The organism is Runella salmonicolor (assembly GCF_024158025.1).
In the GTDB taxonomy this organism is placed as follows: domain Bacteria; phylum Bacteroidota; class Bacteroidia; order Cytophagales; family Spirosomataceae; genus Runella; species Runella salmonicolor.
Map to the genome: position 1 here is coordinate 328,221 of NZ_JAMZEL010000004.1, position 12,846 is coordinate 341,066.

10 protein-coding genes are annotated in these 12,846 nt (G+C 46.0%); 4 read left to right on the forward strand and 6 right to left on the reverse strand.

Annotation, left to right across the window (positions count from 1 at the left end):
* Nucleotides 1–45: 45 nt before the first annotated feature.
* Nucleotides 46–2,391 carry a glycosyl hydrolase family 28 protein gene (locus NCI00_RS12780; RefSeq protein WP_253528091.1) on the reverse strand — a complete coding sequence of 782 codons (2,346 nt, stop codon included), beginning with the start codon at nucleotides 2,389–2,391 and terminating at the stop codon, nucleotides 46–48.
* Between the two features lie 194 nt (nucleotides 2,392–2,585).
* Between NCI00_RS12780 and NCI00_RS12785 the strand changes: the two genes are divergently transcribed.
* Complete coding sequence (locus NCI00_RS12785) at nucleotides 2,586–3,140, forward strand: hypothetical protein (RefSeq protein WP_253528094.1); 555 nt, start codon at nucleotides 2,586–2,588, stop codon at nucleotides 3,138–3,140.
* 1 nt (nucleotide 3,141) lies between these two features.
* Here NCI00_RS12785 and NCI00_RS12790 read toward each other — a convergent pair whose 3' ends face one another.
* The 3 genes from NCI00_RS12790 to NCI00_RS12800 form a co-directional block, all read right to left on the reverse strand.
* Nucleotides 3,142–3,774, reverse strand: coding sequence for a carbohydrate-binding family 9-like protein (locus NCI00_RS12790; RefSeq protein ID WP_253528097.1), 633 nt, complete (start codon nucleotides 3,772–3,774; stop codon nucleotides 3,142–3,144).
* A 78-nt stretch (nucleotides 3,775–3,852) separates the two neighbouring features.
* Complete coding sequence (locus NCI00_RS12795) at nucleotides 3,853–5,052, reverse strand: N-acetylmuramoyl-L-alanine amidase family protein (RefSeq protein ID WP_253528101.1); 1,200 nt, start codon at nucleotides 5,050–5,052, stop codon at nucleotides 3,853–3,855.
* Between the two features lie 15 nt (nucleotides 5,053–5,067).
* Entirely contained in the window at nucleotides 5,068–6,099 is a 1,032-nt protein-coding gene (locus tag NCI00_RS12800; RefSeq protein WP_166558632.1) for a LacI family DNA-binding transcriptional regulator, read from the reverse strand.
* A 295-nt stretch (nucleotides 6,100–6,394) separates the two neighbouring features.
* Here NCI00_RS12800 and NCI00_RS12805 point away from each other — a divergent pair, with 295 nt between their 5' ends.
* Both NCI00_RS12805 and kduI read left to right on the forward strand, forming a co-directional pair.
* Nucleotides 6,395–7,156 carry an SDR family oxidoreductase gene (locus NCI00_RS12805; protein WP_253528104.1) on the forward strand — a complete coding sequence of 254 codons (762 nt, stop codon included), beginning with the start codon at nucleotides 6,395–6,397 and terminating at the stop codon, nucleotides 7,154–7,156.
* 47 nt (nucleotides 7,157–7,203) lie between these two features.
* Entirely contained in the window at nucleotides 7,204–8,034 is an 831-nt protein-coding gene (kduI, locus tag NCI00_RS12810; RefSeq protein WP_253528106.1) for a 5-dehydro-4-deoxy-D-glucuronate isomerase, read from the forward strand.
* Between the two features lie 67 nt (nucleotides 8,035–8,101).
* On the opposite strand, the gene NCI00_RS12815 is transcribed toward kduI, so the two are convergent.
* The gene (locus tag NCI00_RS12815) at nucleotides 8,102–10,957 is read right to left on the reverse strand and encodes a PAS domain S-box protein (protein ID WP_253528108.1); all 2,856 of its coding nucleotides are present in this window, start codon (nucleotides 10,955–10,957) and stop codon (nucleotides 8,102–8,104) included.
* Nucleotide 10,958: 1 nt separating this feature from the next.
* Nucleotides 10,959–11,495 (reverse strand): heme NO-binding domain-containing protein, encoded by a 537-nt coding sequence (locus tag NCI00_RS12820; RefSeq protein ID WP_253528110.1) that lies wholly within the window; start codon nucleotides 11,493–11,495, stop codon nucleotides 10,959–10,961.
* A gap of 192 nt (nucleotides 11,496–11,687) precedes the next feature.
* On the opposite strand from NCI00_RS12820, the gene NCI00_RS12825 reads away from it, so the two are divergent.
* The gene (locus tag NCI00_RS12825; protein ID WP_253528112.1) at nucleotides 11,688–12,803 is read left to right on the forward strand and encodes a lactonase family protein; all 1,116 of its coding nucleotides are present in this window, start codon (nucleotides 11,688–11,690) and stop codon (nucleotides 12,801–12,803) included.
* The last annotated feature ends 43 nt before the right edge of the window (nucleotides 12,804–12,846 follow it).

Below are 12,846 nucleotides of genomic sequence, written 5' to 3' on the forward strand. Positions count from 1 at the left end.
CTAATCAGAAGACGTTGGTGAAAAAACACCAACGTCAACACTTTCTTACTTCTTACTCACCACCTTTCCCTTCACTCCAACACCCAATTCAATATCTTTCTTTACTTTTCCCGCATCGGTATTCAGCAAACGAACGCCTTCGGAGCGAGTGCCCATCACCTTCAACAATACATCTTTTTCGGCTCCGTACCTGATGCCGTCGAGCACTACGTTTTTGCTGTTTTGTACTTGCATCACGGTTTTGTCCTTGGTCAGCAGCGTTACGTTTTTGAGGTTGATATTTTCACCTTCCACGCACACCAAACCTTTGTTGGCTTCAATGACGGCATTTTCGATGTTGATATTTTTGATGCTCATTTCGGGCAAGCCACGCACCAAAATGGCAGTTTCGGCTCCTTGGCAGATAATATTTTTGATGTAAAAATTCTTGAACTGTGGCGTGCCTTCGTTCAATGGCTCGGCTTTGATGGTCGGCAATTCGTTGGACTCGCCTTCTTGCGATACGGGGTCTTTGGCGGCGTAATACATATCAAAAAGAATAGCTTCGCCGGGGATTTCGGTCATGTTGATGTCGGTTACGTAGATGTCTTCCACCACGCCGCCACGCCCACGGGCGGTTTTGAAGCGCAGGCCCACGTCAGAACCCATGAAAATGCAGTTGGAGACAAATAAATTTCGGACACCGCCCGACATTTCTGAGCCAATCACAAAGCCGCCGTGGGCGTGGTACACTTTGCAATCTTTGATGATAAAGTTTTCGGTCGGTACGCCGCGTTTGCGGCCTTGCTCATCGCGCCCCGATTTGATGGTAATGCCGTCGTCGCCTGTATCAAAGGTACAACCTTCCACGATGCCGTTGCGACAAGATTCGAGGTCGAGCGCGTCACTGTTTTGGGCGTACCAGTGGTTTTTGACGGTCACGTTGCGGATGCTGACGTGGTCGCAGAGCAGCGGGTGCATGGTCCAAGCGGGAGAATTTTGGAACTTGACACCTTCTAGCAACACGTTTTTGCAGCGCGTGAGGCTAATCATGTTGGGGCGTAAAAAATCTTTGTAAGACTCCAATTCGGCGGGCGTTGGGTGAATGCCGTTCAGAATTCGCCCTGCATTGGGCAAATTATTCCCTTTTTTGGATTTTTCTGATGGGTACCATAAGTCGTTTTTATCGCTTACCACGCCACCTGATTTTACCAGCGCTGCCCATTGCGAATTGGTTTGTTTGTCGCGTTTGATGGCGCGCCACACCTCCCCGCCACCGTCGAGTACACCTTCTCCTGTAATGCCGATATTGGTCAAATCTACACCCCAAACAGGGGCTTGGCAGCGGTATGATTCCTGGCCTTCCCAAGTGGTGACGACGATTGGATAATCGTCGTGATTGCGGCTGAATTGCAATAAAGCATTTTTAGCAATGTGCAGATTGACGTTGTTTTTCAACACAATCGGGCCCGTAAGCCACAGACCTGCGGGCACTAAGACCGTGCCGCCGCCCGCGGCATGACATACATCGATGGCTTGGTTAATGGCTTTTGTATTCACCGTTAAGCCGTCGGCCTTAGCACCGTAGCGGGCAATATTGAAGGTGTCTTTGCGAAAAACGGGCGTATAATAATGGGGAAGCTCGTAAGAGTATTTGTTCGTGAATTCTGATTTTTTGACGAAGCTTTTCAAGTCAATCGGCAATTCCATGATGCCTTCCACGACCAAGCTCGCCATGACCGACGCACCGTAACGGGAAAAATGGGTGTTGTCTTCGATGCCTTTGGGAAATTTGGGATAAATACCACCGACGTAATGCATAAACAGCGCTTTTGAACCTTCCACGCCGTGTTTTTCAATCACTGCTTGACTTTTGGCGTGCAGGTCAATCATCGGCACTTTTAGTTCTTTGGCTACGTCTTTTACCACTTGCGGGTATTCGCCGTGCTGGTCGACAAATGCCCCTTTTTCGTCAAACTTGCGCCGCATAACGGGTGTAATCAGCAGCGGGTTGCCGCCTTTGGCGCGGGTTTCGTTCACAAACCGAATCAGGTTTTGGCGGTATAGCGTTTGCGCGGGAGCCGAACGGGTCGTATCGGCTACTTTTTGGTCGTTGTGGCCAAATTGTATAAAAACCCAATCTCCTTTTTTGACTTGAGACACCACTTTTTGCCAGCGCCCTTCAGTGATAAAACTCTTGGTGCTGCGACCATTGACGGCGTGGTTTTGAATCTGTACGGCGTCGGTATTGAAGTATTCGGGCAGCACCATGCCCCAGCCTGTTTCGGGCGCATCGGCGGGTAGTTTGGGGGCCAGCGTAGAATCACCGCACAGAAAAATGGTGAGTTTTTCATCCACTGGACGAAAGGCAGTCAAGGCCAGCAAAAAGAAAATCCGAAGAAATGATTTCATGAAGTTGGTTTGATAAAACGAGGAATCCTGTACGAGATTACTGGTTAAATTATAACAAAACAACTCATTTATTGCATTTTTTTATGCAATCGTTGTCGGCAACGTTGCCAGAAGAAGCTCCGAATAGGATTGAAACAAAATAGGAGAATGTGGCGACAAATTTTTAAATTCACCCTCCCAACCTTTCTGGTCTTATGAATGCAATTCCTAAAACTGAATTTTATGCCGACCGCGCCGTTGACCAAATTGATAACGTCATTAAAATCACTTATAAAATTATCTGGTGGATTTGGCCGACAGTCTTTTGGATTTGTTTTTTTAGTTTGTGGTTTTTGCCCAAAGATATGCTGAAGGTTTTACAAGATATGGGGAGTCGCTTATTGGCCATTCTTCCCATACCTGACACGGTACTTTATACATTTGCATTATTGCCTTTTTGGCTATGGCTTGTGGGGGGTGGGGTGTCTAGTGCGGTCAAAATCGTGCGAAAATTTATGCTGTATCCTAAGTCTGATTTTACCGAAATGGCTAAGGTCCCCGTTGAAAAAAAAGAGCTTATCGTGCATCGCTCAAGCAAAAGTGGGACCTCGCATTCTTATTTAATATGGCTAAAACACCCTGTTTCTCACAGTCTTATGAAAGTGGATGTAGAGCAAGCAGAGACATTTGAGAAAATAAAAGAAGGAAATCCAGTAACAGTAAAGCACCTGCTTACGCCCACCAATATTATTTATCTGACGGTGGAATAGGCTATTTTAAATGCAAGATTCCAAAAGCATCGGGGCGGTGAAAACGGGGCGTAGCGCCGCTCATTGACGGGCTCCAACATGTAAAATCACAGTCGGCAGGAGTGCATTTCCAATCGGTATTTGGGTGGGGTTGAAGTGACACAATCCGGTAAAAATTCAGGCGATAGGTATCTTTTTTGCCCCCCAATAAAACCCACGGAATCTGCATTTTGCCCGACCAAGTATCGCCATTTGCTTTCACTTCGTGTTTGATACCTGCTTTTTCGTAAGGCACAAACGTCAATTTTTGGGGTGTTTCTTTCGTCGGATTGTCAATCCAACCCACAAACAGCGCGTTGTTGGGGTTGATTTCTAATTCTAAATACTGCGTGGGGGTGGCGCTGCCTTCGGCAATAAACAGCTCAAAAACCTCCTGATTCCACATTTCGGTATTATGCTTTGTGTAGGTGTTTTGGCTCCAAAACGGATTTTGCAAGCACTGAAAATCAACGGATAGGTATTCGTCGTCAAAACTCAGTTTGACCAACGTAGACTGGGGCGCTTCTTTTCCGTCGGTGGCATGTCGAAAATGATTTTGTGACAGTGTGGTTGATTGGCCTTTCGCCAAGTGGATTTCTGGAACAGCAGAATGCATAAACAGGAGTATAAAATAAATAAAAGGCATAGGGTCGAGGCGTTTACCAAAGCGCCCCTAAAATTACATAATCTATTTTTACGAACGTTGCTTTCTGACTTGTTTTAGCCAATCTGCTACGCCCTTTCGAATCTGCTTCGCCATTTTTTTGCGGTAAGCGTCTTCTAAAATAAGCGCCTCGTCGTCGGGGTGGCTTAAAAATAATCCTTCTACCAGCACATTGGGGTATTCGGTAGGGCTGTTGAGCGCAAAATTAAAACGGCCGACATTGCCGTATTCGGTCAACCCCATTTCCAACAATCGTTCCAATATGGCTTGACTCAACGGCCTGTATCCAAGGTGTTTATAGTACGTACTTGTCCCTTTGGTTTTGGTGGTATCGCCCGCCGCATTGTTGTGAATACTAATGAGCAAGTCGGGTTTGAGTTTACGAAGGCTCAGTACGCGGTCGGTGTTATTGATCAGTGAATCATTGTTGCGGGTCATCAGGACGGTTGCCCCCTTGCGTTCAAGTTCTTTCTGTAAATGTCGGGCAATGCTGAGATTAAAGTCTTTTTCGTATTGCTTAGACCGCAGGCCACGAGCGCCTAAGTTGCTACCGCCGTGGCCAGCGTCTACCGCGATGGTCAGGTCACGAAGGCGTAATTTTTCGGGTTGATGCGTAACGCGTATCACTAGCCGACGACCTTCGTAGCCGATGGCATAACCCCAATGTTGCGCATGGCACAGGGAAATGATAATCCTGAATTGCTCATCGGCAACCTGTTCATAATCAATGTTTTTGATCTCTCTTGCCGTGCGAAGTTGCGTAATCCAGTTGGTGTTGGCCGTGACCCCGAAAATGTCCACCACAATCCGAGCTGGATTTATCTCCTGACGGCTGCGGTAGGGCAGTCGCTCGGGTAATGGGATGGACACATAATCTTGGCGATTATCGCCAGATACGCGCCAAGAAGCCGTTAAATATTGTACCGAGGGGAGCCGTACGTTGGTATCACGTTTGGTGAGGGTTTGCGGAATCCACGCCGACAGTTGGTCGGTCAAACGTACCCGATAAAGGTCTTTATATTTAGCGGTGACTTTGAGCAATACCAGCGAATCGACATACCCCATTTTTGCGCCTCCGAGGCGATCTTCACCCACCCCATAATTGAGGTAAGCCAGGGCCCCTTTGGTGCGTACAAAGAAGGTAGAATCGGGTCGGAAGGCTGCGAGGGTATCGCGGGTTTGGGCCTGTAAAAAAAAAGGAAAACAGGCAATGCACAAAAAACGAAGCATTGGTCTAGTTTAGGATTACGGAGTGGCTTTGAGGGAAGAATCACGAATGACCAAATGCGTGTCCAATTTTTTCGTTTCAAACCGAATCGTCGCTTTCGGGTGCTCAATCAGGTCGATTAAAAATTCGGTGGCCAATTGCCCCATCTCATACGCTGGCTGACGAACGGCACTCAAGGCGGGATTGAGCAAATCAGCCGTCATCAAATTGGTAAATCCAACGATAGCGATGTCTTCGGGAATACGCAGCCCTTCTCGCCGAATCAGCGACATGCACGTGGTGGTAAGGCGGTCGCCAGCCGTAAAAACGGCATCGGGTCGGTTGGGATGGTTAATCAACTCCATGACTGCCTGCTCAACTTCTTCGAAAATCATCCCCCCGTGACTGCAATACTTGATGTAAGAGTCTTCAATGGGGATGTCGTGATTTTGGAGGGCTTTTTTGTAGCCTTCCAACCGTTCATACGTAATGGAAAGCCACGAAGGGCTGGTCAAGTGGGCGATGCGGCGAAAACCTTGTTTAATCAGGTGCTCAGTGGCTTCGTACGTTCCCGCAAAGTTATCGGCGATTACTTTGTGCGTAATGTAGTCCTGTGGTACGCGGTCAAAAAACACAATTGGTAAGCCTTTGGTTTGCAGCTCTTTAAAGTGCTCTAGGTCGTTGCTTTCTCCCGAAAGAGAGACCAAAAGCCCGTCTACCCGGCGTTGGGCTAGGTATTGTGTACTGACCAGTTCACGCTCGTAGGATTCGTGGTTTTGCGAAATCACGACATGGTACCCGCGATTATAGGCGATGGACTCCATGCCGTTAATGGCCTGTGAGAAGAAGTTGTTGGCAATCTCAGGAATAATTACGCCAATCGAACGACTACGGTTTTCTTTCAAACTCAGGGCAATGGGATTGGGGCGGTAGTTCATCCGCTCGGCATATTCCATAACCAGTCGCTTGGTTTCAGGGTTAATTTCGTAGCTCCCCCGCAGCGCCCTCGATACTGTAGAAGTTGAAAGATTGAGCGCCTTAGCTATATCTTTTATGGTAATTATCTCCACAGTCTTAATTATTGGTTTTGTACAATTTTTTTGTTCTGGGTAAAGGATTCTCTTTTGAGAAGTGAAGATACGTCTTTTTGGTAAACAACTCAAAAAAAAACAAGATAAACTCTGTTCCTGGCATTTTGGGAACGTTACCGACAACGATTGCATAAAAAAAGTCAACAAAATATTTGTAATGTACTAAAATTGTGAACTAAACTTGAATACGGCAATGGATAAATAGAATGAGGTAAAGCAAATGGATAACAATGCCTTTTATCCAAATTTCTAAAAAAAATTAAAATCAGAAAAAATGAAAAACTTCGACTTGACGGGTAAAGTGGCATTGATAACGGGCTGTGATCGAGGAATTGGCTTGGCAATGGCCACGGGTCTCGCCGAAGCGGGAGCCGACATCATCGGGGTGTCGCGGTCAATGCCGTTGCAAGGAAGTGAAATTGAAAAAGCCGTGCGTCAATTGGGCCGGGAATTCAGCCCCTACGCAGCTGATTTAGGCGACCGCAGTTCATTATACGCATTTATTAATCAAGTAAAAGAAGAACATTCTCGCATTGATATTCTCTTCAATAACGCGGGCATTATCCTACGCGAACCAGCGGCTAGCCACCCCGATGAGTATTGGGATAAAGTACTGTCTATCAACCTAGATGCGCAGTTTATTTTGGCCAGAGAATTTGGCAAAGAAATGATGCAAAGAGGGTATGGAAAAATTGTCTTCACGGCTTCGCTGCTCACTTTTCAAGGGGGGATAAACGTCCCTGGCTATGCCGCGAGCAAAGGCGCGGTTGGGAGTCTCATAAAAGCTCTCGCCAATGAATGGGCGGGCAGAGGGGTCAACGTCAACGCGATTGCGCCTGGATACATTTCTACAGATAACACAACCGCATTGCGGGCCGATGCCGACCGCAGCAAGTCCATTTTGGACCGTATTCCGGCGGGTCGTTGGGGCGAGCCAGATGACTTCAAAGGCCCAGCCGTGTTTTTGGCATCTTCGGCTTCTGACTACGTAAATGGTACAGTTTTGACCGTAGATGGCGGTTGGATGGGGAGGTAAATAATTGTAATACAGTAGATTATTATATATTTAATTAAAGAACTCAAATGCAAATAAGGCACGAAAGCAGCCGTAAAGAAACGGCCCAGATGAATACTGAAGAGCTTCGCGAAAACTTCCTGATTGAAACATTGTTTACGCCCAATCAAATCGAATGGGTGTATTCGCATTATGACCGGGTGTTGACGGGCGGTGCAATGCCGCTTGAGCGTACCATTGCGCTTGAAACACATGATGCCCTCAAAGCTGCCTATTTTCTGGATCGCCGCGAACTGGGCATTATCAATGTGGGAGGGAAAGGCCGTATCATGGCCGACGGAGTCATGTTTGAACTGGACAAATTAGGTTGTTTGTACCTCGGAAAAGGTACTCAGAATGTGATTTTTAGCAGTCAAAATGTAGAGAACCCTGCGCGCTTTTTTCTGCTGTCGTCGCCAGCGCATCATACGTACCCCAATCGGGCTTTTACCAAAGAAGAAGCGTCGCCGGTTAATCTGGGTGCGGTCGAAACGGCCAACCAACGTACCATTTACAAATACATCCATGAAGGCGGTATTCAAAGCTGCCAATTGGTGATGGGATTGACGGTACTCCAAACGGGGAGCGTCTGGAATACGATGCCTGCCCACACGCACGACCGACGCATGGAGGCCTACTGCTACTTTGACGTGCCAGAAAACCACGGAGTGCTGCACCTCATGGGTGAGCCTACACAAACGCGTCATTTGTGGGTAGCCAATCACCAAGCGATCCTTTCGCCGCCGTGGTCGATTCACTCGGGCTGCGGTACGTCCAGCTATTCTTTCATCTGGGGAATGGCGGGAGAGAACAAGGATTTTACCGATATGGATTTGCTTCCGATTCCTGCTTTACGATAGTTACTTACACCAATAAATCTGGTTTGACTCAATGGTGGAGCATATTGTATCTTCTTTACGAAAGGTGTTATAGCTTCAGCTTCTCAATTTCGCTTTTAATTTCTTTTACGCCTATTTCGAGTTGGGCATTGACGTGGTTTAAAAGTAGCTGTAAACTTTCAGCTTCTGGTTGCTTACGGGCTTGGTTTTCAATTTCGGCCATTGTTTTTTCTAAATCCGTGAGTCCTACCATCCCAAGGCTAGGTTTTAGTCGGTGTGCCAACTTGCTCAAAGTCACCCAGTCGTTGGTATTTATTAATGCCTGAAAGCCCGAAAAATCGGGTAGTGCATCAGTCAGAAAAGTTTCCATCATATCCAGAATGTACTCATTGTCGTCGCCGTACAATTCTTTGAGGCGAGAAAAATTGAGAAGAGTAGATGTTGGCTCAGAGAGAGAAACTGGGGAGGGTGTAGGTAGGTTCTCTACTTTGAGGAATTTTTGAATAACACTTAACAGCTGCGACGGAGTAAATGGCTTGGTGATAAAATCATTCATTCCGACCGCCTTCGTCTTGTTTTTCTGATCCATCATTGCCGAGGCGGTAAGGGCAACAATGGGCGTATTTTGGTTGAGATTATTCGTGTTTCGAATGGTCAACGTTGCTTCATAGCCGTCCATATTTGGCATTTGAATATCCATAAGAATAATATCGAAATGCTGTTTATGGGCTTGTTCTACCGCTTTTCTGCCGTCAATGGCGATGGTAAACGGAATATTCCATTTATTGAGTAAGCCGCTGATGTAGCGTTGGTTCATGATGTTATCTTCCACAACGAGCAGGTTGCACAGCTCTAAATTGGCCGCACCTTCTTCAATTGTATAGTCGTTTTTAACAATCTCGGTGTCGGATTTTTGAAATGGCAGGGTAAACGTAAAAGTGGTTCCTTCTCCTTCATGGCTTTTTACCGTTAGGGTACCGCCTTGCAATTCAACGAGTTGTTTGGTTATAGATAGCCCCAGACCAGTGCCTTTGTGTTTGTGTCCTTGTGGGTTGACCTGCTTGAATTTCTGAAAAATTAAGTCCAGTTTTTCTTTCGGAATCCCGATGCCGGTATCGGCTATTTTAAACTCAATCCAGCAGGTTTCATTGTCTTCTTTCTTGAGTTTTACCGTTATTTCAATCGTTCCTTCTTCCGTAAACTTCTCAGCGTTGCCAATGATATTGAGCAGGATTTGATTTAACATCACATCGTCGCCCAGATAATTGCCCGAAATACGACCGTCAATCATTAAATCCAACTCAATGGGGCGATTTTCCAACTTGATTTGAAATACCCGTTGGGTAGTTCTTAAAAGACCCACTAAATCAAATGGATGGTTCTGAATTTCGATGCGTCCAGCTTCAATTTTTGCCATGTCAAGTAAATCTGAGATAAGACTGTGTAGAAAATCAGCCGATGATTTAAGAATATCAAGGTACTCGTATTGCTGTTTGCTGGGGCGGGTGTCAAACAATAAGTGGGTCATTCCAATGATGGCATTGAGCGGAGTACGAATTTCGTGACTCATATTTGCCAAAAACTGTTTTTCAGCCTGACGCGCCTCTTCCGCAATTTCTTTGGCGAGGGCTAGTTCTTGTTCCAGGTGTTTCCGTGCTGAAATATCGTAGTGGATTCCCATAGAACCTACGATGTTGCCGTGCTCGTCCATGATGGGTGCGCCACTAAGAATGACCCAGATGCGGCTTCCGTCTTTTTTCATCATTTGAACTTCGTACGACGTTGCCCTGCCCTCGCTTCTTATCGACTGATGCTGCTCAAATATTCCGCGAAATTCAGGCGGCAAGAATAAATCAGATGCCCCTTTGCCGATGAGTTCTGCTTCTGTGTAGCCCATCATCAGACAAAAGCGGTCGTAGGCCCGGACAATGCGGTCCTCCTGGTCTACTTCAATGAGGCCGAGCTCCATGTTGTTCATGATGCCACGGTATTTTTCTTCGCTTTTTCGAATTTGTTCTCTGGCCAGAAACTGTTCGGTTACATCCGCATATTTCCAAAGGTGCCCTCGGTATTGTCCTTCCAAAAAAATCGGAATATAGTCGCGTTCAAGAATGCGACCATTGACCATGTGTAATTCTTCATTGATGCAGATTTCTTGTTTGGCCAGCAAATCGTTGATTTGTTTGACGAATTCTTCTGGATTTTTGAAGAGGTGTTTTGATTGTTCAGCCGATTGTGAGCAATCGACCCCGATCAACGTTTCGGCGGGGGCGGTAATCTCAAAAAGGTCGCAGAATAATTGATTGACTAGGATAATTTTGCGGTTTTCGTCTTCTACCAAGACTCCTTTTTGTAGGTTGGTGATAAGGGTTGATAACCGGGTTTGGGTAGTGCGAAGGGCGTCGTCGGTGGCTACCTGTTCGGTAATGTCGCGCGCTACTGCGACCAGCTCCACTACATTTCCTTCATTTTCGATAAGCCGCACCGTTTGCCCAATCCAAGCAATTTCGCCATTTTTTTTGTAGACTGGGAAGTCATTATAGGTGCTTTCTTTTTGAAAGTGCACCATTTCCCAATAAAAATTGACGAGTTTCTCACGGTATTCGGGCACTACCAGTTCGGTAAAATGATGCCCGATGATTTCGTCAGGGCAGTACCCAAGACGTTGTTCCACCACGGGGTTCACAAACGTAAAATATCCCTTAGGTGAAATTTTATAAATAATATCCTGCACAGACTCAATGAGCTGTCGGTATCTTTTTTCACTTTTTTGAAGTTTGGCGCCACCTTCAATAACTTGTTGTTCGAGGTTTTCGTTGAGGAGCCGCAGTTTTTCGTTGGTTTGATAGAGTTGGAAAGCTTTTTCTTCCAGAATTGCCTCGGCTTGCAGGCGAGCTTTGCGTTCCCGTTCTACCCGTCTTTGTAGAATTTCGATGTCTTGCATACTACTTTTCAATCACAAATTTTATCTTACTACCGTCTTCTTGAAGAAGTTCCTGCGTTATCGTTGCCGTTTCGCCGTAGTGTTTCATTGCGCCATCAATAAGGCCATACGCCAAATCTCCCATGCTTCTGACAGACGAGTAGTACATTACTAAGGTACGGGTATTGGGTTGTTCTATGTCAAAATGGGGCAGTTCGGCATCTGGGTATAGCTTTCGTACTTCAACATGGATGTAATTGTGGATAGAACCCAGAAAGGTAAAAGCATCGGGGGCTTTATCAATCAGATGACTGTATATTTTAGTGAAACGTTGAAACAGGTAGCGACCAAAAGTTCTCAATAGCTGTGAAACGGGGATTTTAGTTTCCATATTCAGGGTAACAAGCAGGTTTACCATTTCTTGGTGATTGTAAGTGCCGATGCTTGTATAGATGCCTCCTGAAGGTAATTCCGACTCGTTGAGCAATGTGTCAACCATTTCATAACCGAAGTTTTGCTCAACCATGTCGAGAAACTCGGTAAAAACTATGCCTTTCATAACGTATATGAGTATGTAAATTAAGATACTATCCTGAACTGAAATAAAGACCAAAAGTTATGCATTTTTTTTAACATTCATGACAAACCCCAAAACTAGTGCCGGAATCGTGGGTAAAAGAATTTTTTTTATTACTTTAGAAAAAGAGCGAAAAAAACGATAGTTATCACTTCTTTTTAACCGATTTAAGACATGAAAAGAGCCAGCCTTCTCCTCTTTGGGCTTTTATATCTAATGAGTGTTGTATCAAATGGCCAAAATACAGGCCATCTTCTGTTTATAGGTACCTATACTTCCAAAGCCAGCGAAGGGATTTATGTCTATCAGTTTAATTCCAAAACGGGAGACCTTACTCCCGTAACGATTGGGAAGGGGGTTAAAAATCCATCGTTTCTGGCGTTTTCGCCCGACCAACGTTTTGTATATTCTGTGGCCGAAATGAGTGGAGGGGCGGTAAGTGCCTTTTCATTTGATAAGCAATCGCAAAGTTTGACTTTACTAAACACGCAGTCGGCGGGTGGCGTAGGGCCATGCCACATAACGGTTGATAAAACTGGGAAATGGGTTATTGTTGGTAATTATGGCGGCGGGAGTCTGAGCGTACTGCCCATTCAGGCCGACGGTTCGGTTGGGAAGCCCGTCCAGACCATCCAGCACGAAGGCAAAAGCATCAATACAGAACGCCAAGAAAAACCGCACGTTCACTCGATCAATATCGCCCCCAACAACCGTGATGTGTTTGTTCCTGATTTAGGCACTGACAAAATCATGACTTATTCGCTAAACGCAGAAACGGGCCAACTGACCCCCGGAAATCCTGCTTTTACGGCTACCACTCCTGGTGCTGGCCCCCGGCATTTTACGTTTCATCCCAATGGAAAGTTTGCGTACGTGATTCAGGAGTTGGATGCAACCGTGACGGGCTTCAACTACAAAGATGGCAAATTGATGCCTTTCCAGACAATTACGACCCTCCCCGACGACTACACAGGCCGCAAGTGGTGCGCAGATATTCACATTTCTCCCGATGGTAAATTTTTGTACGGCTCCAACCGCACGCACGAGAGTTTGGTGATTTACAGCATTAATCAAAAAACGGGACAATTGACCTACGTAGGCCATCAGAATGTACTGGGAAAAACCCCCCGTAATTTTATGATTGACCCCACTGGCAAATGGATTTTGGTAGCCAATCAGGACAGCGACAACGTGGTGGTGTTTAGCCGTGACACTAAAACGGGAAAACTGACCCCCACGGGAAAGGAAATCAAGGTTTCGATGCCCGTTTGTTTGAAATTAATGAAGTAAGCGCGGAGGTGGTCAGGCATCTCCAATAGCAAACTAGACCGTA